Source organism: Micromonospora sp. NPDC007208 (assembly GCF_042869175.1).
Classification (GTDB): Bacteria; Actinomycetota; Actinomycetes; order Mycobacteriales; family Micromonosporaceae; genus Micromonospora; species Micromonospora foliorum.
Window position 1 is genome coordinate 211,874 of sequence record NZ_JBIAFG010000009.1, and the last position, 21,031, is coordinate 232,904.

Consider the following 21,031-nt stretch of genomic DNA (forward strand, 5'->3'; position numbering starts at 1 on the left):
TGGTCAGGTGATGACGGGGCTGCGGCGCTCCAGCAGGATCACGTCGCGCCACCGGCCGTGGTGGCGGGCGACCCGCTCGCGCACGCCGATGACCCGGAAACCGGCGCGTTCGTGCAGGCGGAGGCTGGCGGTGTTCTCGCCGAAGACGCCCGACTGGATGGTCCAGACGCCGGCCGCTTCGGTGGAGGCGATCAGGGCGTCCAGCAGGAGGCGGGCGACGCCGCGGCCTCGGGCTCCGGGGTCGACGTAGATGGAGTGCTCGACCACGCCGGCGTAGACCGCGCGGGCGGAGGTGGGCGAGACGGCGACCCAACCGATGACCGTGCCGTCGCCGTCGCCGTCGCCGTCGCCGTCGCCGTCGCCGTCGCCGTCGCCGTCGCCGTCGCCGTCGCCGTCGCCGGCGACGAGGCGGTGCTCGGGTAGTTTGCCGGCGTCGAACTGCGCCCAGGTCGGCGCCGTGGTCTCGAAGCTGGCGTCGCCGCCGTCGAGGCCGGCCTGGTAGATGGCGAGAACCCGTGCGGCGTCGCCGGCCGTCATGGGGCGAACGGTGATGTCGGCCATCAGGATGCTCCGATCGGGTGGGGGGCAGGTCGGCCCATGACGACGTCGGCGGCGGAGGGGAAACAGTCGACGCAGGCGTCGTTGATCCGGTAGTGCCGGGCGGTGCCGACCGCCTCGACGAGGACGAACCGCACGTCGGTGAGGATCTTCAAATGTTGGGAGACGGTGGACTGGGCCAGGCCGACGGCGGCGACGATCTCGCCGACGCTCATCGGTCGGGCGTGACGGGCGAGGTACTCGACGATCTGAACCCGGGTCGGGTCCGCGAGGGCCCGGAACCACGACGCGTACTGCTGCGCGGTGCTCCGGTCGAGCAACTCGTCCACGACCCCACCTCTCTATCGTTCATCGTCGATCGGCGATGAAACTGTAGCGGGTGCCGCCCCTTCCCATGACACCTGTCTTGACGTTCGTCGAAACAGAGATTTGCACGCTGCTTAGACACCTGTCAACCTAGAGGCATGTCAAAGCAAGCCGGGTCGCTTCCCGTCATCGACCTCACCGCCGACACGCCGTGCTGCCCGCCGCTGGCGCAGAGCCGGGTGCCGGCGCAGACCGCCGCGGTGCTCGCGCCGGCGTTCAAGGCGCTCGGCGATCCGGTGCGGCTGCAGCTGATGTCGATGATCGCCTCCGCGAAGGGCGGGGAGGTGTGCGTCTGCGACCTGACCCCGGCGTTCGACCTGACCGGGCCGACGATCTCGCACCACCTCAAGACGCTGCGCGAGGCCGGCCTCGTCGACGCGGAACGCCGCGGCACCTGGGTGTACTACCGGGCCCGGCCGGCCATCCTGCGCCAGCTCGCCGGACTGCTCAGCGTCGAACCGGCCGCCGTGGCCTAAGGCCAGGGCGGCGATCCGGGCCGGCCGCTCCGCGACGACATCGAACGCGGCGTCCGGCGCCTCCCCGACGACCTCCACGTCGCCCGTCCGGCAGGACAGAGCCGACCCACACCACCAGCGACCCAGAACCGACGGGAGTGCCCGTGAGCACCCGCACCACCCCCCACACCGACCCCGGCGAGAACGCCGTCGTCGGTGGCCTGTCCCGACTCGACCAGTTCCTCCCGGTGTGGATCGGGCTGGCGATGGTCGTCGGCCTGCTCCTGGGCCGGCTGATCCCCGGGCTGAACAGCGCGCTGGACGCGGTGCAGATCGGCGGGATCTCGCTACCGATCGCGGTCGGCCTGCTGATCATGATGTATCCGGTGTTGGCGAAGGTCCGCTACGACCGGCTCGACACCGTCACCGGCGACCGCCGGCTGCTGATCTCATCGCTGGTCCTCAACTGGGTCGTCGGCCCTGCCGTGATGTTCGCCCTGGCCTGGATCTTCCTGGCCGACCATTCCGCGTACCGCACCGGTCTGATCATCGTCGGCCTGGCCCGGTGCATCGCCATGGTCATCATCTGGAACGACCTCGCCTGCGGTGACCGGGAAGCCGCCGCCGTCCTGGTCGCCCTCAACTCCGTCTTCCAGGTCGTCGCCTTCGGCGTGCTCGGCTGGTTCTACCTGTCCGTACTGCCTGGCTGGTTGGGGCTGTCCGGCGCCGAGCTGAACGTCTCCGCGTGGGACATCGCCCGTAACGTGCTCATCTTCCTCGGCATCCCGCTGCTCGCCGGCTACCTCACCCGCCGCCTCGGCGAGCGCACCAAGGGCCGCGCCTGGTACGAGGCCCGCTTCCTGCCCCGCATCGGCCCGGCCGCCCTCTACGGGCTGCTGTTCACGATCGTGATCCTGTTCGCCCTGCAGGGAGACGCGATCACCAGCCGGCCCCTGGACGTCGTCCGCATCGCCCTGCCCCTGCTGGTGTACTTCGCGCTCATGTGGGCCGGCTCCTACGCCCTCGGCCGGGCCATCGGTCTCGGCTACGAGCGCACCACCACCCTCGCCTTCACCGCCGCCGGCAACAACTTCGAACTCGCCATCGCCGTCGCGATCGGCACCTTCGGCGTCACCTCCGGGCAAGCCCTCGCCGGCGTCGTCGGCCCCCTGATCGAGGTACCCGTCCTCGTCGGACTCGTCTACGTCTCGCTGTGGGCACGCCGCCGCTACTTCACGTCCACGCCATCCACCACCCAACCGGTAAGGGAAACACCGTGAGTGACAAGCCCAGCGTCCTGTTCGTCTGCGTCCACAACGCCGGCCGTTCCCAGATGGCCGCCGGCTGGCTACGCCACCTCGCCGGCGACACCGTCGAGGTCCGCTCCGCCGGCTCCGCCCCGGCCGAGACGATCAACCCCGCCGCCGTGCAGGCCATGCGCGAGGTCGGGATCGACATCACCGACCAGACCCCCAAACGTCTGGAGTACGCGACCGCGGAGTCCTCCGACGTGATCGTGACCATGGGCTGCGGCGACACCTGCCCGGTCTTCCCCGGCAAACGCTACGAGGACTGGAAACTCGACGACCCGGCCGGCAAGGGCGTCGACGCCGTCCGCCCGATCCGCGACGAGATCCGGGACCGGGTACAGGCACTCCTCGCCGACCTCGTTCCCACCGACTGAACCACGTTTCGCTGCGCGTACCCGCTTCCGGCGAGCGGTGCGGTCGGGTCGATGACATCATTCGCTGGATCACGATGTTCATCGATCGAGGGGGGCGACGGTGCACGCAGCGGACAGGTCGGCGACCCGACGGCGTACGCGACAGCTCACCGCCGGCGTGGTCGGCGCGTTGGCCGTGCTGGCCGCCGTTCCGGCACCCGCGCGGGCGGCCACGTGGTCCCCGATCCAGGTCGTGTCGGAGGCCGGCTGGAGCGGGCAGGACCAACCGTTCGTCGCGGTCGACCGGCAGGGCGACTCGCTGCTCGCCTGGGCTGGCTGCGACAGCAACGCGAACGGCTGCTACGACCAGGTGAAGGCGCAGACCGTGTCGGCCGACGGCGTGCTGGGGCCGATCCAGACGCTCTCGCCGCTCGGCGCGTCCGCGTCCTGGCCCAAGGTCGCGTCCGACGATGACGGCGACTCCGCGCTGGTGTGGACACAGGACGGTCTGGTGGCGGGCCGCCGGGTGTCCGCCACCGGCGAACCGGGCCCACTGCGCACGATCGCGACGTGGAGCGCGATCAGTCCGGCCGTCGCGGTGGACCCCTCAGGTCTGGCGCTGGTGACCTGGACGGAGATCCGCGACGGCGCGTACACGACGAAGGCCCGTTACTTCGGCGCGGACAGCTCCCTCGGCCCGGAGCTGACCCTGGGCGTCGGTGCGGACCAGCCGGTCGTGGCCGTCGACCGCACCGGAAGCGCCCTCGTCGCCTGGACGGAGACCTACGAGCGGGTCGTCGCGCGCCGGGTGGGCCCGGAGGGGGTCTCCGCCCTGCGCGTCATCGCCGGTGCGGCCGCCGACGTCAGGTACGCCAGCGTCTCGGTCGCCCTGGACCGGGACGGGGACGCGGTGATCAGCTACCGGTGGTCGAAGGCGGGTGAGCCGCCTCGCCTCCGCGCGCGGCACTACAGCCACACCGACACCTTGGGCAGCGTCATCAGCGTGTCGCCGGTCGCCCACGAGCTGACCCTCTTCGACGAACTCGCCGGCGACCTCGACGGTGACGCGGTGCTGACCTGGGGCCGCTGGACCTCCGACGGCACGCAGGTCTTTGCCCGCTCGATCTCCAGCACCGGAGTCCTCGGCGCGGTCACCAGGCTCGGCGCCGGCGACTGGCCGAAGGTCACCCTGGACGACGACGGCGACGGCCTCATCACCTGGCAGGCGCCCAGCCCGGACTTCTCAACCAGCCGGGTGCACGCCAGGACGATCGGGCAGGACGGCGCGTTCGGGTCGGCCGAAATCCTCGCCCCCGACGGGCGCTTCGCGCAGCCGGCGTCCAGCCCGACGGGCCGGTTCTCGGTGATCTGGCAGAAGGGGTCCTATCCGAGCGACATCCGAGCGCGCTTCCGTGGGCAAGCGGGCTGACCCGGCACAACACACGCAGTACGCCCTCACCGGCCAGCCCCGGGCGGGACGATCACCACGTGCAGGTTGCGGGGCCACAGGGCTATTCGCATGGTCAGTCGTCCCATCCGAGGCGTCGGGCAGCCGCCCGCCACGCCGTCGCGTCGCCGCGTGGCTCGTACCGCACGATCTGTCGGGTCTGCCGTAGCACGGACCGCAGCGACGCCAGGTCACCGCCGATCACGCCGAGGGCGCGGGCCTGCACCAGGGCGTTGCCCAGGGCGGTGGCCTCGACCGGCCCGGCGAGCACCGGCAACCCGCAGGCGTCGGCGGTGAGCTGGCACAGCAGGTCGTTGCGGGCGCCGCCGCCGACGACGTGCACGGCGTCGACGTGCCGGCCCGAGAGTCGTTGCGCCTGCTGGACGGCGCGCCGGTGCGCCAGCGCGAGGCTGTCCAGGATGCACCGCACCGTGGCCGCCCGGTCGTCCGGTACCGGCTCGCCGGTGCGCCGGCAGGCCTCGGCGATGCGGGCGGGCATGTCGCCGGGTGGCAGGAAGGTGGGGTCGTCCGGGTCCACCACGCAGCGGAAGGCCGGCCTCTCCGCCGCCTGCCGGAGCAGGGCGGGCAGGTCCGTGGTGCCCCAGGTGCGCAGTGACTCCTGTAATGGCCAGAGGCCCATCACGTTACGCAGGTAGCGGGTCGTGCCGTCGACACCGGATTCGTTGGTGAAGTTGGCCAGCCGGCTCGGCTCGCTGAGCACCGGGGCGTCCAGTTCGACGCCGACCAGGGACCAGGTGCCGCAGGAGATGTAGGCGAAGTGCTCTCCCACCGCCGGCACGCCCACCACGGCCGAGGCCGTGTCGTGCGATCCCACCGCCACCACGTCGGGCGTCCCGGGTAGGTCGAGTGCGGGCAGGACCGGACCGATCCGGGTGCCCGGCTCGCGCAGTGGCGCGAACAGCTCGCTGCGGATCCCCGCGTCGGCCATCAGGTCGGTCGCCCAGGCGCGGCGACGCAGGTCGTAGAGCTGGGTGGTGGAGGCGTTGGTGACCTCGGCGCCGACCTCACCGGTGAGCCAGTACGCGATGAGGTCCGGCATCAGCAGCAGCGTGTGCGCGGCCTCCAGCTGCGGCGTACCGGCGGCGGCGGCGAGCTGGTAGAGGGTGTTGAACGGCAGGTGTTGCAGCCCGGTCGTGGCATAGAGCCGCTCCGGTCCGAGCTGCTTCGCCACCCGGTCGCTGACACCGTCGGTGCGCCCGTCGCGGTAGTGCACGGGGTTGCCGAGCAGAGCCCCGGTGGCGTCGAGCAGCCCGTAGTCCACCGCCCAGGTGTCGATGCCGATCCCCGCGACCGGGCCAGCGGCGCGCAATCCGTCCAGGACGCCCTGGTAGAGCGCCAGGACGTCCCAGTGCAGGGTGCCGGCGACCCGCACCGGTTGGTTGCGGAACCGGTGCGCCTCGCTCAGCTCCAACGTCCCCGGCCCGACGCGCGCGAGCATGACCCGGCCGCTGGACGCGCCCACGTCCACCGCGGCCAGTCGCATGGCGGTCATCAGCGGAGGAAGGCCGCGGCGACACCGGCGTCCACCGGGACGTGCAGTCCCGTGGTGTGCGACAGTTCGCCGCCGGTGAGCACGAAGACCGCGTTGGCGACGTGCTCGGGCAGCACCTCGCGCTTGAGGAGGGTGCGCTGGGCGTAGAACTCACCCAGCTTCTCCTCCGGAACGCCGTAGACGGCGGCCCGCTGGGCACCCCAGCCTCCGGCGAAGATCCCGGAGCCGCGGACCACCCCGTCGGGGTTGACACCGTTGACCCGGATGCCGTGCCCGCCGAGTTCGGCGGCGAGCAGCCGAACCTGGTGCGCCTGGTTGGCCTTCGCCGCGCCGTACGCCACGTTGTTCGGACCGGCGAACAGGGAGTTCTTGCTGGAGATGTAGACGATGTCCCCGCCCATTCCCTGCGCCAGCAGCACCCGTGCGGCCTCCCGGGAGACGAGGAAGGAGCCCTTGGCCATCACGTCGTGCTGGATGTCCCAGTCCGCCTCGGTCGTCTCCAGCAGCGACTTGGACAGCGACAGCCCGGCGTTGTTGACGATCAGGTCCACCCCGCCGAAGGCCAGCACCGCCTCGCGCAGGGCGGTGGCCACGGCGTCACCGTCGCTGACGTCGGCCGCGACGGCGACCGCCACGTCGGCGCTGCCGATCTCGGCGGCGACGGCGGCGGCCGCCTGCGCGTCCCGGTCGGCGACCACGACACACGCGCCCTCCGCGGCGAGCCGGCGGGCGACCGCCCGCCCGATGCCGGAGCCACCTCCGGTGACGAACGCGACCCGGGTGGCGAGGGCCTTCGGCTTCGGCATCCGCTGAAGCTTCGCCTCCTCCAGGGCCCAGTACTCGATCCGGAACTTCTCCGCCTCGTCGATGGGCGCGTAGCGCGACACGGCCTCCGCGCCGCGCATCACGTTGATGGCGTTGACGTAGAACTCGCCGGCGACGCGGGCGGTCTGCTTGTTGGCGCCGAAGCTGAACATGCCCACACCGGGCACCAGGACCACCGCCGGGTCGGCGCCGCGCATCGGCGGGCTGTCCGGGGTGGCGTGCCGCTCGTAGTAGGCGCGGTAGTCGTCGCGGTAGGCGGTGTGCAGCTCCCGAAGTCGGGCGATCACGTCCTCGACCGGCGCGGTGGGCGGGAGATCGAGCACCATCGGACGGACCTTGGTGCGCAGGAAGTGGTCCGGGCAGGACGTGCCGAGCGCGGCGAGCGCGAGGTGCTTCTCCCGCGCCACGAAGTCCAGCACCACGTCACTGTCGGTGAAGTGGCCGACCTGCGGCCGGTCGGTGGACGCCAGACCCCGCAGCACCGGGAACAGCGCCGCCGCACGACGCCGTCGCACGTCGGTCGGCAGCGGCTCGTAGCCGGCGATGACCGGGCCGAAGGGCTCGGCGCGACCCCGCTCGTCCAGGTACGCCTGCGCGGACCGGATGATCTCCAGCGAGTTCCGCTCACACTCGTCACTGGTCGCGCCCCACGCCGTGATGCCGTGCCCACCGAGGATCACGCCGATCGCCTGCGGGTTGGCCCGTGCCACCGCGGCGATGTCCAGGCCGAGCTGGAAGCCGGGCCGCCGCCACGGAACCCACAGCACCCGGTCGCCGAAGATCTCCTTGGTCAGCTCCGGCCCGTCGGCGGCCGCGGCGATCGCGATACCGGCGTCGGGGTGCAGATGGTCGACGTGCGCCGCGTCCACGAGGCCGTGCATGGCGGTGTCGATGGACGGCGCCGCTCCGCCCCGGCCGTGCAGGCAGTAGTCGAACGCGGCGACCATCTCGTCCTCCCGCTCGACGCCCGGGTAGACGTCGACGAGGGCGCGGAGCCGGTCCAACCGCAGCGCGGCCAACCCCGACGGGGTGAGGGTGCCGAGGTCACCGCCAGAGCCCTTGACCCAGAGGAGGTCGACCGGGCCACCGGTGACCGGGTCGGTGGCCGCACCCTTGGCGGAGGTGTTGCCCCCGGCGTAGTTCGTCGTGGTCGGGTCGGCGCCGAGCCGGTTGCTGCGCGCGATCAGCGCCTGAACCTCGGATTGCATGTCCTCACGTCCCCAGTCTGCGGTTCTCGGTGGTGGTCAGGCGCCCCAGCCGGCCTGCTGGCCGCCGGCGCGTTCGGCGCGGATCGTGTCGAAGTAACCGGAGCGGGCGTACGCGGCCATCGGGTCCGGATCCAGGCCCAGGTCCGTACGGAGCTCGGCGAGCAGCGGTCGGACGTCGGTGTTGTACGCGTCCATCAGCACGGCGTTGGCGGCGAGCACGTCACCGCCGCGCTGCGCGGCGGCCAGCGCGTCCGCGTCGACGAGCAGCGCCTTCGCGGTCGCCTCCTGCACGTTGAGCACCGAGCGAATGATGGCCGGGATCTTCGCTTCGATGTTGTGGCACTGGTCGAGCATGAAAGCGATGCCGGCCTCCGGTGCCAACGCGTCGCCCCGGACGATCTCGTACATGATCCGGAACAGCTGGAACGGGTCCGCCGAGCCGACCATCAGGTCGTCGTCGGCGTAGAAGCGCGAGTTGAAGTCGAACGCGCCGAGCTTCCCGACGCGCAGCAGAAACGCCACGATGAACTCGATGTTCGTGCCGGGGGCGTGGTGCCCGGTGTCGATGACCACCTGCGCCTTCGGACCCAGCTCCAGGCAGTGCGCGTAGGCGGTGCCCCAGTCCGGCACGTCCGTGGTGTAGAAGGCCGGCTCGAACAGCTTGTACTCCAGCAGCAGCCGTTGGTCGTCGCCGAGCCGGTCGTAGGTTTCGCGCAGCGCCACCGCGAGCCGGTCCTGCCGGGCCCGGATGTCGTCCTGGCCCGGGTAGTTGGTGCCGTCGGAGAACCAGAGCTTCAGGTCGCGCGAGCCGGTGCGGTCCATGATGTCGACACACTCGAGCAGGTGGTCGATCGCCTTGCGGCGCACCCCCGGATCCGGGTTGGTGACACTGCCCAGCTTGTAGTCGTTGTCCTGGAAGACGTTGGCGTTGATCGCGCCCAGACCGACGCCCTGATCTCTGGCGAACGCGGCCAGATCGGCGTAGTCGTCGACCCGGTCCCAGGGGATGTGCAGCGCCACCGTCGGTGCGACGCCGGTGAGCCGGTGCACGACCGCCGCGTCGGCGATCTTCTCGTACGGGTTGCGCGGCACCCCCTCCTGCGGGAACACCTTGAATCGGGTGCCGGAGTTGGCGTACGCCCAGGATGGTGTTTCGATGCGCTGGGACCGCAGGGCCAGCTTGACCCGTTCGAGGGTCCGCGCGTCGGGCTGCGTCATGATTTGTCTCCCGTCTCTACGGCGGACCGCGCCGCAGGATCTGCGGCAAGCTGCGCCTCAAGGTTGAAGACCTCGTCCAGTGGCTTCATGGCGCGGTCGGGTGTGCCCTGGTCGAGGTCGACGAAGTACGACGCCATCTCGGCCTGCCAGCGGGCGTTGACGTCGCTGGCCTGCATGGCGGCTTGGGCGGCGGCGAAATCGTCGGTGACTAGATAGCCCACGAGCAGGCCGTCGTCGCGGAGGAAGAGCGAGTAGTCCCGCCAGCCGCTCTCGGCCAGCGCGGCGAGCATCTCCGGCCAGACCTGCTCGTGGCGGATGCGGTATTCGGTGAGACGTTCGGGGTCTACCTGGAGGGTGAAGCAGACGCGGGGCACGGTTCTCCCGTCGGCTCCCCGGTCGGTGCACGGCGTGTGCCGGCACCGACCGGGAGGGCGATCAGAACTGGAACTGGTCGATGTTGTTCTTGTCGAACACGGTGGGTGGGCCGAGGATGACCACCCCGTCCTTCGCGACGGTGAACTCGCCGAGCTTGCCGGCCTTGAACGTGTCGCCCTCGGCGCCGGTGATCTGGCCGGAGGCCAGTGCCGCGCCGGCGTACGCCGCCAGGTAACCGAGGTCGGCCGGGCTCCACAGGGCGAACGCGTCGACGGTGCCGTCCTTGACGTACTGGCGCATCTGGTTCGGGGTGCCCAGCCCGGTCAGCTTGACCTTGCCCTTGTACTGCGACCCGCTGAGGTAACGGCCGGCCGCCGCTACACCGACAGTGGTGGGGGAGATGATGCCCTTGAGGTTCGGGTACGACTGCAGCAGACCCTGGGTCTCCTGGAAGGACTTCTGGTCGTCGTCGTTGCCGTACGCCACGGTGACCAGCTTGATCTTGCTGTACTCGGGCTTCGTCAGCTCGGTCTTCATCAACGCGATCCAGGCGTTCTGGTTGGTCGCGTTGGCGGTGGCGGAAAGGATGGCGATCTCGCCCTCGCCGCCGATCTGCTGTGCGATGAGCTTGACCTGGTTCTCCGCGATGCCCTCGGCGGTCACCTGGTTGACGAAGATCTGGCGGCACTCCGGCTTGGTGTCGGAGTCGAAGGTGACGATCTTCGCGCCGGCCGCCTTCGCCTGGTTGAGCGCCCCGCAGATCGCGTTCGGGTCGTTGGCCGAGGTGACGATGACGTCCATGCCCTGCTGGGACAGGGTGTTGATGTAGCTGACCTGGGAGGAGGCGCTGGCCTCGGAGGGGCCGACCTCCTTGAACTCACCCTTGAACTCGGTGACCGCGTCCTTGCCGCCGTTGTCCGAGACGGTGAAGTAGGGGTTGTTCAGGGCCTTCGGCAGAAAGGCGATCTTCAGCCCTGCCTTGATGGCGGCGTCGGGGTTGGCCGCGCCGCTGGCCTGGTTGCCGGCGCCGGGTTCGTTGGTGGAGTTGTCCCGGGTGGTGCCGCCACAGGCGGCGTTGAGCAGCAGTGCGGCGAGGGCGAGGCTGGTGGCCCCGACCCGGAGGCCTCTGCGGTATGCGGACATCGTCATCCTTCCGGGGGTGGTGGGTGCGGGGGAGCGTCACGAAGCGGCGGAGTGCCGCTGTCGTCGACGCTGCAGCCGGGCGCGGATGTCCGCGACGGCGTTGGGCAGCACGACGGATGCGATGAGCAGGCTGCCGGTGACGATGGTCAGCGCGTTGGCGTCGACGTCGGCGAGTTGCAGCGCGTTGCGCAGGACGCCGAGGAGCAGCACACCGGCCACCACACCGAGCAGGGCACCCCGGCCGCCGAAGATCGAGACACCGCCGAGCAGCACGGCGGTCACCACGGTCAGCTCCAGGCCGGTGGCGTTGTCGCCGCGGGCGCTGGCGTACCGCAGCGTCCAGAAGATGCCGACCAACCCGCACACCGCGCCGGAGACCACGAACAGCCAGAACTTCGTCCGGGCCACCGAGACGCCGGTGAACGTGGCTGCCTGGTCGTTGTTGCCCATGGCGTAGAGCGCGCGACCGGCGGCGGTGGCGTGAAGCACGACCCCGAAGACCACGGCGAGCAGCAGCAGCGGGACCACCACGACCGGGACCGACGTGCCCGGGATGGTGCGCACCACGGCGGCGGTCCAGTCGGCCGGGAAGTCCGCGACCGCCTGGTCGCCGAGCACCACGAAGGACAACCCCCGGTAGAGGGCGAGCGTGCCGATGGTCACCGCGAGCGACGGCAGACCGAAGCCGGTGACGAAGAGGCCATTCACCGCGCCGAGCGCGGCGCCCAGCAGCACCACGAGGACGCAGATCAGCTCCAGGGACAGTCCGCTGGAGAGCCAGAGCTGCCCCATCAGCGTGCTGCACAGCCCGACCATGCTGGCCACCGAGAGGTCGATCTCACCGGTGATCACGATCAGCGTCATCGGCAGCGCGATGAGCGCCAGCGGCATCAGGTCGAGCAGCAGGAACTGTGCGTTGCGGCCGGTGGCGAAATTGTCCACGGTCAGGCTGGCGACCAGCACCACCACCACGAGGACGCCGACGATCACCGCGTCCCAGGAGCCGAACAGCCCGCGCAGGCTGGCGAGGCGGCCCGCCCCGGGCTCGGCCTCGGCGGTGGTCGGTGCGGCGTACAGGCTGTCATGCGCCATGCGCGCTTCTCCCTCGGAGCCGGGCCGCCACCCGCAGGGCCAGGAGCCGGTCCAGCCCGATGGCGGCGAGGATGAGTGCGCCGACCACGGCCTGCTGCCAGAACGGGTCGATGCGCAGGACGGCGAGTGAACTGCCGATCGTGGTCAGCAGCACGGCGCCGAGTGCCGCGCCGTAGGCGCTGCCGCTGCCTCCGAAGATCGCCACCCCGCCGACCACGGCGGCGGCGACGACCTGGAGTTCCAGGCCGGTCCCGGCGGCCGCGTCGAGGGTGCCGAACCGGGCCGCGTACAGCACGCCGGCGAGCCCGGCGAGGGCGCCGCTGGCGACGAAGACGGCGAACACCCGCCGGCCCACCGGGATGCCGGAGAGTCGGGCGGCGGCCGGTTCGGAGCCGATCGCGTACAGCTCCCGGCCGCTGCGGTAGGAGCGCAGGTAGAAGCCGACGACGGCGACGACGACCAGCGCGACGAGGAACAGCACGGGTACGCCGAGCACAGTCTGGTTGCCCAGCCGCAGGAACGACGGGGGCATGTCGGCGGCGTTGATCTGCCGGCCGGACGCCCAGTAGTAGTCGACGCCGCGGAAGGCGTAGAGGGTGCCGAGGGTGATGACCAGGGCGGGTACCCGGGCCACCGCGATCAGGCCACCGTTGACCGCGCCGCACAGCGCGCCCAGTGCGACACCCACGACGAGCGCCACCGGCCACGGCGTACCGGGTGCCGAGAGGAACAGCGAGCCGGTGGCGAAGGCGACCAGACCCAGGATCGAGCCGACCGAGAGGTCGACGTTGCGGGTGACGATGACCAGGGTCTGCCCGACCGCCAGGATCACCAGGATCGCGCAGCCCAGCAGCAGGTCCTTGATGCTCTGGCCGCTCAGGAACCGATCGTTGCGCAGGGTGGTCACCAGGACCAGCAGGCCGAGCGCGATCAACAGGCTCAGCTCGCGTACGGCGAGCAGCCGCTCGGTGAGGCTGCGGCGCTGTCGATCGGGGTCGGTCGGGGCGTTGCCGGTGGCCCGTTCGGGCGCGTCGGCGTCGGTGAGGCTCATGCGGTCGCTCCTTGACCGGTGGCGGCGAACATGATGGAGGTCTCGTCCGCCTCGGCCCGGGGCAGCTCGCGAACCAGTCGCCCCTCGTGCATGACGAGAACCCGGTCGGCCATGCCGAGCACCTCGGGCAGCTCGCTGCTGATCATGAGGATGGCCAGGCCCTCGCCGGCCAGCTCGGAGAGCAGTCGGTGCACCTCGGACTTGGTGCTGACGTCGATGCCACGGGTGGGTTCGTCGATGATCAGGACCCGTGGTTCGGTGGCCAGCCACTTGGCGAGCACTACCTTCTGCTGGTTGCCGCCGGAGAGGGTCGCCACGGGCGCGCCGAGCCGGGAGGCCTTCACCTGCAGCCGCCGCGTCCAGTGGCGGGCCTCGGTGCGCTCCGCGCCGCCGAGCAGGAGGCCCAACCGGCTGAGCGCCCGGCGGCGGGCCAGCGTGGCGTTGCGCTCTACCGACAGCTCCATGACCAGGCCCTGCTGCCGTCGGTCCTCGGGGACCAGCGCCATGCCGGCCGCGATCGCCCGGCCCGGGTTTCCCGCCGCGACGTTGCGACCGGCCACCAGCACCGCCCCCGCGTCGTAGCGGTCGACACCGAAGATGGCGCGGGCGACCTCGCTGCGTCCGGCGCCGACCAGTCCGGCGAGCGCGACGATCTCCCCGCCCCGGACGGAGAACGACACGTCGGTGAAGACGCCGGCCCGGGTCAGTCCACGGACCTCGAGCAGGGTGTCCCGCAGCTCGGCGTCCTGCTTCGGGTAGAGCGAGGAGACGTCCCGGCCCACCATGCGCCGCACCACCTCGTCGACGGTCAGGTCGGCGGCGGCGTCGCTGGAGATCCAGGCGCCGTCGCGTAGCACGGTGACGCGGTGGCACAGGTCGAACACCTCGTTGAACCGGTGCGAGATGAACAGCACGGCCGCACCACCCTCGCAGAGCGACCGTGCGACCGCGAAGAGCCGTTCGACCTCCACTCCGGAGAGCGCGGCGGTGGGCTCGTCCATGACCAGGACGCGGGCGTCGAACGAGATCGCCTTGGCGATCTCGACGAGCTGCTGGTCGGCGATGGAGAGGCCACGCGCGGGTCGGGTCGGGTCGATGCGCACACCCAGCCGCTGGAACAGCTTCTCGGCGTCGCGGTTCATCGCGGCGGTGTCGATGCGGCGCAGACCGCGCAGCGGTTGCCGACCCATGAAGATGTTCTCCGCCACGGAGAGATCCGGAAAGAGTGTCGGCTCCTGGTAGATGACAGCGATGCCGGCGGCCCGGGCGTCGGCGGGACCGCGCAGCCGCAGCGGTTGCCCGTCCAGGGTCATCGAGCCGGAGTCCGGTGCGTGTGCGCCGGCCAGAACCTTCACCAACGTGGACTTGCCCGCCCCGTTCTCGCCGACCAGAGCGTGGGCCTCACCGGAGTGCAGCGCCAGGTGCACCCCGCGCAGCGCGGCGACGGTCCCGAAGGACTTCGTCACGCCGTCGAGGACCAGCAGCGGAGCCTGCGTGCCCGGTGCGTCGGCGGTCATCCGAACCCTCCTGAATCGTTTCATAAGTTGTTGCATGGACGGTAGGGGTAGGCCTTCGCGAGCGTCAAGAGTTTCGATGCTATTTCTTGGTCGTTGCTGACGCGGGCTCCAGGCCGCTGTTGGTGCGCTGCATGAAACGTTTTAGGCGCTATACACTGCCGAGCGACCCGGTCGACACGGGTCACGACCACGGTACGGAGCATCTGGGGAGTCCATGGCAACGGCGAACATCAAGGAGGTCGCCCGGCACGCCGGCGTATCCCTCGGCACCGTGAGCAACGTGCTCAACCGACCCGACACGGTCGCTCCCGCCACCCGTCAGCGGGTGCTCGACGCCATCACCACCCTCGGTTACGTCCGCAACGACTCCGCCCGCCAACTGCGCGCCGGGCACAGTCGCACCGTCGCCATCGTCGTCCTGGACGTGGCCAACCCGTTCTTCACCGACGTGGTCCGAGGGGCCGAGCAGGTGATCGAGGCGGCGGGCGCCATGCTCGTCGTCTGCAACAGCGGCGAGGACGGCGCCCGGGAGCGCCGCCACCTGGAGCTGTTGGAGGAACAAAGGGTCCGTGGTGTGCTCATCACCCCGGTCGACCACGGCCCGCAGCCCGTTCTGGACAAGCTCATCGAGCGAGGCATCCCGGTGGTGCTGGTGGACCGGGGCACGGGCCGGGCGAACCGTTGCTCGGTGGCGGTCGACGACGTGCTCGGCGGCCGACTCGCCATGGACCACCTGCTGGACCAGGGCCACCACCGCATCGCCTACCTCGGTGGCCCGCTCACCATCGCCCAGGTCGCCGACCGGCACGCCGGGGCCGCCGCGGCTGTGCAGGACCGCGGCAGCACCGCTGACCTGCGGGTGGCGGTGACCACCAGCCTGACCGTCGCCGCTGGCCGGCGCGCCGCCGAGGAGCTGCTCGCGTTACCGGTCCGCAAGCGCCCGACCGCCGTGTTCTGCGCCAACGACCTGATCGCCCTCGGTGTCCTTCAGGAGCTGACGGCGCGCGGGGTGCGGGTGCCGAGCGACGTGGCCATCGTCGGCTACGACGACATCGAGTTCGCCGGCGCCGCGGCCGTGCCACTGTCGTCCGTGCGCCAGCCGCGCGACCAGCTCGGCCGCGCCGCCGCGGAGCTGTTGCTCGAAGAGGCCGAGTCGGGTGACACCCACCGGCACCGACACGTGGTGTTCCAGCCCGAGTTGGTCGTACGCCGATCCAGCGACCAACCCCGGCGTACCCGGCGCTGACCAGCCCCATCGACCGTCGAGGAGCCGGGCGGTCGCCCGCCCGGCTCCTCCGCGACGCCCAGCCTGCTCAGGCCGCCGGGACGGGCATCGCCCAGACGTCGGCGATCGACGGGTCGTAGCCGGTGCCGGTGTCCTGGTAGCGAACCCGCACCACGCCGTCCCGCGTCGCATCCGGCAGGTCGACGACGAACTCGTAGCTGACCGTGCCGGGCCCACCCGCGGTGCGCTGCCACGAGCGGGTGTGTGCCACCACCCCGTCCACGAGCACCTGGTAGTCCTTGAGCTGCGGCCCGTCGTACGTCTCCACCGAGCGCAGCACGAACGGTTCGCCCGCTCGGACCGCGAGGTCGAACTCGAACCAACCGCCGGGACGGGTCACGTCCGTGTACCGGCGGGTCAACCCAGCCTCCGTGCTGGTGCTCGAGTAGGTGGAGGCGGTCAGGCGGTGCGCCTGCTCGGACGCCGCGACGCCGAGGTCGACGTGGTCGTACGCGCCCGTCGGTGGGACGACCGCGAAGGAGTAGGAACCGGACCCGATCTCGTAGACGGCCACCGCGCCGTCCATCCGGACGAACCGCACCCCGGCAGCCTGCTCCGCCGGCCGGCCGCCCTCGGTGACCGCCTCACGTCCGGGCGCCGGGAAGCGCACCGTCGCCGTGGTGTTGGGCGGCAGGGTGACACGCAGCCGCATGTCGCCGCGTGCGTCGAGGTCCCAGTCACTGCCGATCGTCCCGTACGCCGAGCGGTACGACGCCTTGGCCGAGGTGAGGTTGCCGCCCGGCTGGGGGGCGACCGTTACGTGCGCGTACCCGGGGTTGGCGGCGTCGGGCTGGATGCCGGCAACCGTCCGGTACATCCAGTCGCCCACCGCGCCGTACGCGTAGTGGTTGAAGGAGTTCATCCCCACGTCGCCGAAGCTGCCGTCGGGCCTGATCGAGTCCCAGCGCTCCCAGATCGTGGTCGCGCCCTTGCCGATCTCGTAGCCCCACGACGGGTAGGTGTCGTTGAGCAGCAGCCGGTAGGCGACATCCAGGTGGCCGGTGGCGGTCAGCGCCGGCAGCAGGTCCGGGGTGCCGAGGAAGCCGGTGGAGAGGTGCCAGTCGTGCCGTTGCACATTGGCGACCAGCCGGTCGGCGGCCCTGGCCCGCAGCGGATCGGTCAGCAGACCCATGCCGATGGCCAGCACGTACCCGGTCTGGCTGTCGCCCTGCACGGTGCCGTCGGCCGCGACGTAGGTGTTGACGAACGCCTGGGTGATGGCCCGGGACAGCGCCGCGTAGCGGGTCGCGTCGGCGGCGCGCCCGATGGCGGCGGCCAACTCTCCCAGCAGCCGGATGCTGTACGCGTAGTAGGCGGTGCCGACCACCCCGGCCGGCGTCGGGTCCTCCAGGTTGAGCCAGTCGAGGTACGGGCCGGCGTTGGTCCGCAGGTTGCCGGAGCTGGTGCTCTCCAACCAGGACGCGTACCGCACCATCGACGCGTAGTGCTCCTCGATGACCCGGGTGTCGCCGTAGCGCTGCCACAGCGCGTACGGCACGGTGATCCCGGCGTCGGCCCAGCCGGTCGCGCCGTCCCCACAGCAGGCGCGCGGCGCGACGTCGGGGTACGCGCCGTTGGCCGACTGCGCGTCGCGCAGGTCCTGCAACCACTTGCTGAGGAACGTCAGGCTGTCCATGTTGAACGTCGCGGTGTTGGCGAAGACGTTGATGTCACCGGTCCAGCCCAGCCGCTCGTCGCGTGCCGGCGTGTCGGTCGGGATGGAGAGGAAGTTGCCGCGCTGCCCCCAGGTGATGTTGCTGTGCAATTGGTTCACCATGGCGTTGGAGGTCTGGAACTCGCTGGTGAGGTCGCCGTCGGTGTGCATCACCAGACCGGTGACCGAGGACAGGTCAGGGGTGCCCGGGTATCCGGTCAGCTCGACGTAGCGGAAGCCGTGGAAGGTGAACGTCGGCTGGTAGACCTCGGCTCCGCCACCCCGCAGCGTGTACTGGTCGGTGGCCCGCGCGGTGCGCAGGTTGGCGGTGTAGGCGGTGCCGTTCGGGTTGAGCACCTCGGCGTGCCGGATGCGCACCGTCGTGCCGGCCGGGCCGTTGAGCTTCAGCCGCACCTTGCCGACCATGTTCTGGCCGAGGTCGAAGATCCAGGTGCCGGGGGTGGGCTGGGTCAGCGTCCGGGCCGGCAGTTCCTGGGTGACCCGCACCGGCGGGTCGACCTGGGCGACGATCTTGTCGGTGGCGTCGACGTCGTCGACGGTGGCCGGCTTCCAGCCGGCGTCGTTGAACCCGGGTCGGTCCCAGCCCGCCGGCAGCCGCCGCGCGTCGTAGGTCTCACCGTGGATCAGGTCGCTCTGCAGGAACGGCCCGGCCGTGACGCGCCACGAGCCGTCGGTGCCGATCGTCGCGCTCCGTCCGTCGGTGTAGTCGATGACCAGTTGGGCGCTCAGGTGCGGCCGGGAGCCGTAGTTGTCGGTGCCGAACCAGGCGATGCTGCCGGCGTACCACCCGTCGCCGAGCAGGGCGCCGAGGGCGTTGTCGCCCGTCTGGAGCTGGCGGGTCACGTCGTACGTCTGGTACTGCACCCGCTTGTGGTAGTCGGTCCAGCCGGGCGCCAACTCGTGGTCGCCGACCCGCTGACCGTTGAGTGAGAGCTGGTAGACCCCGAGCGCGGTGGCGTAGATCCGGGCCCGTGCGACCGTACCGTCGACGCGGAAGCCCTTGCGCAGCAGCGGGTTCGCGTCCAGCGCGGTGAGCATGGCCTCGGTGTCGCCGCCGACCCGCAGGCCGGCGGCGGTGGCCGTGCCCGCCCCGAACGGGTTCACCCCGTCGGTGAGTGGGGCCGCGAAGAGCGTCTGGCCGCCGCTGGTCACTGAGAAGGTGGAGAAGACGCCGGACTCCAACCCGTTGGTACGCAGGCCGACCGAGCCGGCCTGGTGCGCGGTGCTGGTGGTGACGTCGACCTGGGTGCCGTCAACCCAGGTCGTGATGGTGTTTCCGGCCGCGGTGATGCGCAGGGTGTGCGGCGTGGTCAGCTTGTCGGCCGGGACGACTCCGCCGAGCGGCACCTCCTTGAGCACCGTCCAGGCGCCGTTGACCCGGGCGTGCGGGCGCAGTTTCGCACTGCCGCCGGTGATGGAGAACTGCCACATGTACGCGTTCGCCGCACCCCGGGCACGGAGGTAGATCCCGGCCGCGTCGCGTTCCAATCGTACCGTCGTCTGCACGGTGTAGTCGGTCCAAGCCTCGGTCGCCGAGGGCATGCCGATCCAGTCGGCCTGCCAGCCCGCACCACCGCGGACGCCGGTCTCCCAGGACGCGGGCGTGCTCCAGCCGGAGGCGTTGCCGGCGGTGTCCCAGACCTGGACCTGCCAGGCGTACCGGGTGCGGGGTCGCAGTTGCGGGCCGGCGTACGGGACGAGGGTGCTCTGCCGCGACCGGACCCGACCGCTGTCCCAGACGTCGGGGGTGGTGAGGCGCTCCGCGCTGGTGGCGACGCGCACCTGGTACGACTCCTGGAGCACGCCCCGGGCGGTGGCGTCGATCCGCCAGCCGAGTCGGGGCTGCGCCACGTCCAGGCCGATCGGCTCGGTGGCGCGTTCGGTGGTCAGGTCGGTCGCGGTCAGCGTCGCGGCGGCCGGGGCTGCGGTGGCCGGGCCGGACACCACCAACGGCGTCAGGCCGAGCAGCAGCACGAGAAGCGCGGAGGGTGCGGCGCGACGCCGCGTCATGCGCATCATTCCAGGTCCTCATCCTTCTGGGCGGCGGTCTCCCGGCACGGACGCAGGCGGTGGACGGCCCAGACCGGGAGGGGGCGGTGGGCTGGATGAATCGTTTCAGAACTTGTTTCAGGAAGGCTACGCGCTTGTGTTGGTCAAGTGAAGACGTTCACGGCGATGAATATGGAACGGGGTCGGCGCGTCGGGTTGTGCAGGGGAATCGACCGCGTGGAACCGGCCGGGAAGGCGTCGCGCGCAGCAGCCGCCGCGATCCCTGTGAAGGTGGGGGCCGAGAAGCGTTGCCGCGGCAGGCGTTGCCGCTGGGGTTCAACAACTTCGAGTGGAGCGAGGGATGCCGGCCCGCCAGGGCCCGCCGTTCGGCGGACCCTGGCGCACACCAGAGAAGATCAGCGCAGGGTGTCGATGTCGATGACGAACCGGTACCGCACGTCTGAGGCGAGCACCCGCTCGTACGCGTCGTTGACCGCCTCGGCGCCGATGACCTCGACCTCGGGAGCGATGCCGCGCTCGGCGCAGAAGTCCAGCATCTCCTGCGTCTCGGCGATGCTGCCGATGCTGGAGCCGGCGAACGACCGTCGGTTGCCGAACAACGCGAAGACGGGCACCGGCAGCGGCTCCGGCGGGGCACCCACGCTGACAAGCGTGCCATCCAGACGCAGCAGACCGAGGTAGCTGGCCATGTCGATCGGTGCGCTGACCGTGTTGATGATCAGATCGAAGCTGTTCTTGAGCGCCTCGAACGTCGCCGGGTCCTTGGTGGCGTAGTAGTGCTCGGCTCCGAAGCGCAGGCCGTCGTCCTTCTTGCCCAGCGTCTGTGACAGCACGGTCACCTCGGCGCCCATCGCCGCGGCGATCTTGACAGCCATGTGGCCCAGACCACCCAGGCCCACCACGGCGACCTTCTTGCCGGGGCCGGCGTTCCAGTGCGCCAACGGGGAGTACGTGGTGATGCCCGCGCACAGCATCGGGGCCGCCGCCTCGTACGGGATGCTTTCCGGCACCCGCAGCACGAAGTCCTCGTTCACGACGACGTGGGTCGAGTACCCGCCCTGGGTAACGGTGCCGTCCCGGTCGACGCCAGCGTACGTCTGGGTGTTGCCCTTGAGACAGTACTGCTCGTTACCGGTGCGGCAGTTCTCGCACTCGCGACACGAGTTGACCATGCAGCCAACACCAGCACGGTCGCCGACGGCGTGGCGGGTGACGTCGGCGCCGACCTCGGTGATCCGGCCGACGATCTCGTGGCCAACGGTGAGCGGGTAGGGAACGCTGCCCCAGTCGCCGCGCACGGTGTGGATGTCGGAGTGGCAGATGCCGGCGTAGCGGATTTCGATGAGAACATCGTGCGGGCCCAGGTCCCGCCGCTCGATCGTGGTACGCACGAGCGGTTCGGTGGCAGAAGGCGCGGCGATGGCGTTGACGGTGAAGATGGTGTCCTCCGGTGACGTGATGCTGACCTACCTGCACCTCACCACAGGTGCGGCGGCGCTGCCAGCGGCGGCCCTCTCCGCGCGGCGTGCGGGGCCGGTGCCCGGCCTGACGCAGAGTTACGGGGCCCATCCCGACGGCCGCGTCAGTCCAGTGACGAGCCAACCGGGATCTGGGGCCACCCACCAGTGAG

The 21,031-nt window shown here is 70.9% G+C and carries 18 protein-coding genes; 6 read left to right on the forward strand and 12 right to left on the reverse strand.

Translation table 11 applies throughout. The features are described 5' to 3' along the window. Window positions 1-3: 3 nt before the first annotated feature. Complete coding sequence (locus ACFYL6_RS19895) at window positions 4-561, reverse strand: GNAT family N-acetyltransferase (protein ID WP_387173006.1); 558 nt, start codon at window positions 559-561, stop codon at window positions 4-6. Next, window positions 561-887, reverse strand: coding sequence for an ArsR/SmtB family transcription factor (locus ACFYL6_RS19900; RefSeq protein ID WP_387173008.1), 327 nt, complete (start codon window positions 885-887; stop codon window positions 561-563). Before ACFYL6_RS19900 ends, ACFYL6_RS19895 begins: the two co-directional genes overlap by 1 nt. Before the next feature lie 135 nt (window positions 888-1,022). On the opposite strand from ACFYL6_RS19900, the gene ACFYL6_RS19905 reads away from it, so the two are divergent. From ACFYL6_RS19905 to ACFYL6_RS19920, 4 genes are all read left to right on the forward strand, one after another. Continuing rightward, window positions 1,023-1,400, forward strand: coding sequence for an ArsR/SmtB family transcription factor (locus tag ACFYL6_RS19905; RefSeq protein ID WP_387173010.1), 378 nt, complete (start codon window positions 1,023-1,025; stop codon window positions 1,398-1,400). Between the two features lie 143 nt (window positions 1,401-1,543). After that, window positions 1,544-2,659, forward strand: coding sequence for an ACR3 family arsenite efflux transporter (arsB, locus tag ACFYL6_RS19910; protein ID WP_387173012.1), 1,116 nt, complete (start codon window positions 1,544-1,546; stop codon window positions 2,657-2,659). Then, window positions 2,656-3,063: an arsenate reductase ArsC gene (locus tag ACFYL6_RS19915; protein WP_387173013.1), complete on the forward strand. Its 408-nt coding sequence runs from the start codon at window positions 2,656-2,658 to the stop codon at window positions 3,061-3,063. The genes arsB and ACFYL6_RS19915 overlap by 4 nt, the downstream gene beginning before the upstream one ends. A 100-nt stretch (window positions 3,064-3,163) precedes the next feature. Next, on the forward strand, window positions 3,164-4,471 hold the full coding sequence (locus ACFYL6_RS19920) for a hypothetical protein (RefSeq protein ID WP_387173015.1): 1,308 nt from the start codon (window positions 3,164-3,166) through the stop codon (window positions 4,469-4,471). Window positions 4,472-4,565: 94 nt separating this feature from the next. On the opposite strand, the gene ACFYL6_RS19925 is transcribed toward ACFYL6_RS19920, so the two are convergent. The 8 genes from ACFYL6_RS19925 to ACFYL6_RS19960 all read right to left on the reverse strand — a co-directional run bounded on the left by ACFYL6_RS19925 (window position 4,566) and on the right by ACFYL6_RS19960 (window position 14,431). Next, complete coding sequence (locus ACFYL6_RS19925) at window positions 4,566-6,002, reverse strand: rhamnulokinase family protein (protein WP_387173017.1); 1,437 nt, start codon at window positions 6,000-6,002, stop codon at window positions 4,566-4,568. Beyond that, window positions 6,002-8,035 (reverse strand): bifunctional aldolase/short-chain dehydrogenase, encoded by a 2,034-nt coding sequence (locus ACFYL6_RS19930; protein WP_387173019.1) that lies wholly within the window; start codon window positions 8,033-8,035, stop codon window positions 6,002-6,004. The genes ACFYL6_RS19925 and ACFYL6_RS19930 overlap by 1 nt, the downstream gene beginning before the upstream one ends. A 36-nt stretch (window positions 8,036-8,071) precedes the next feature. After that, window positions 8,072-9,253, reverse strand: coding sequence for an L-rhamnose isomerase (rhaI, locus tag ACFYL6_RS19935; protein WP_387173021.1), 1,182 nt, complete (start codon window positions 9,251-9,253; stop codon window positions 8,072-8,074). Beyond that, window positions 9,250-9,627, reverse strand: coding sequence for an L-rhamnose mutarotase (locus ACFYL6_RS19940; protein ID WP_387173023.1), 378 nt, complete (start codon window positions 9,625-9,627; stop codon window positions 9,250-9,252). The genes rhaI and ACFYL6_RS19940 overlap by 4 nt, the downstream gene beginning before the upstream one ends. A gap of 61 nt (window positions 9,628-9,688) precedes the next feature. Next, the gene (gene rhaS, locus ACFYL6_RS19945; RefSeq protein ID WP_387173026.1) at window positions 9,689-10,771 is read right to left on the reverse strand and encodes a rhamnose ABC transporter substrate-binding protein; all 1,083 of its coding nucleotides are present in this window, start codon (window positions 10,769-10,771) and stop codon (window positions 9,689-9,691) included. A gap of 36 nt (window positions 10,772-10,807) precedes the next feature. Then, window positions 10,808-11,863 carry an ABC transporter permease gene (locus ACFYL6_RS19950; protein ID WP_387173028.1) on the reverse strand — a complete coding sequence of 352 codons (1,056 nt, stop codon included), beginning with the start codon at window positions 11,861-11,863 and terminating at the stop codon, window positions 10,808-10,810. Continuing rightward, window positions 11,853-12,914: an ABC transporter permease gene (locus ACFYL6_RS19955; protein ID WP_387173030.1), complete on the reverse strand. Its 1,062-nt coding sequence runs from the start codon at window positions 12,912-12,914 to the stop codon at window positions 11,853-11,855. The genes ACFYL6_RS19950 and ACFYL6_RS19955 overlap by 11 nt, the downstream gene beginning before the upstream one ends. Beyond that, complete coding sequence (locus ACFYL6_RS19960; protein ID WP_387173032.1) at window positions 12,911-14,431, reverse strand: sugar ABC transporter ATP-binding protein; 1,521 nt, start codon at window positions 14,429-14,431, stop codon at window positions 12,911-12,913. The genes ACFYL6_RS19955 and ACFYL6_RS19960 overlap by 4 nt, the downstream gene beginning before the upstream one ends. A gap of 214 nt (window positions 14,432-14,645) precedes the next feature. Between ACFYL6_RS19960 and ACFYL6_RS19965 the strand changes: the two genes are divergently transcribed. Next, on the forward strand, window positions 14,646-15,677 hold the full coding sequence (locus tag ACFYL6_RS19965; protein ID WP_387173034.1) for a LacI family DNA-binding transcriptional regulator: 1,032 nt from the start codon (window positions 14,646-14,648) through the stop codon (window positions 15,675-15,677). A gap of 67 nt (window positions 15,678-15,744) precedes the next feature. Here ACFYL6_RS19965 and ACFYL6_RS19970 read toward each other — a convergent pair whose 3' ends face one another. Together ACFYL6_RS19970 and ACFYL6_RS19975 are read right to left on the reverse strand one after the other, a co-directional pair. Continuing rightward, complete coding sequence (locus ACFYL6_RS19970; RefSeq protein ID WP_387173036.1) at window positions 15,745-19,401, reverse strand: family 78 glycoside hydrolase catalytic domain; 3,657 nt, start codon at window positions 19,399-19,401, stop codon at window positions 15,745-15,747. Between the two features lie 395 nt (window positions 19,402-19,796). Further along, the gene (locus ACFYL6_RS19975) at window positions 19,797-20,840 is read right to left on the reverse strand and encodes an NAD(P)-dependent alcohol dehydrogenase (protein WP_238660309.1); all 1,044 of its coding nucleotides are present in this window, start codon (window positions 20,838-20,840) and stop codon (window positions 19,797-19,799) included. Between ACFYL6_RS19975 and ACFYL6_RS19980 the strand changes: the two genes are divergently transcribed. Further along, window positions 20,821-21,030, forward strand: coding sequence for a hypothetical protein (locus ACFYL6_RS19980; RefSeq protein WP_387173038.1), 210 nt, complete (start codon window positions 20,821-20,823; stop codon window positions 21,028-21,030). The two genes, ACFYL6_RS19975 and ACFYL6_RS19980, sit on opposite strands and share 20 nt — an antisense overlap. Window position 21,031 lies beyond the last annotated feature (1 nt).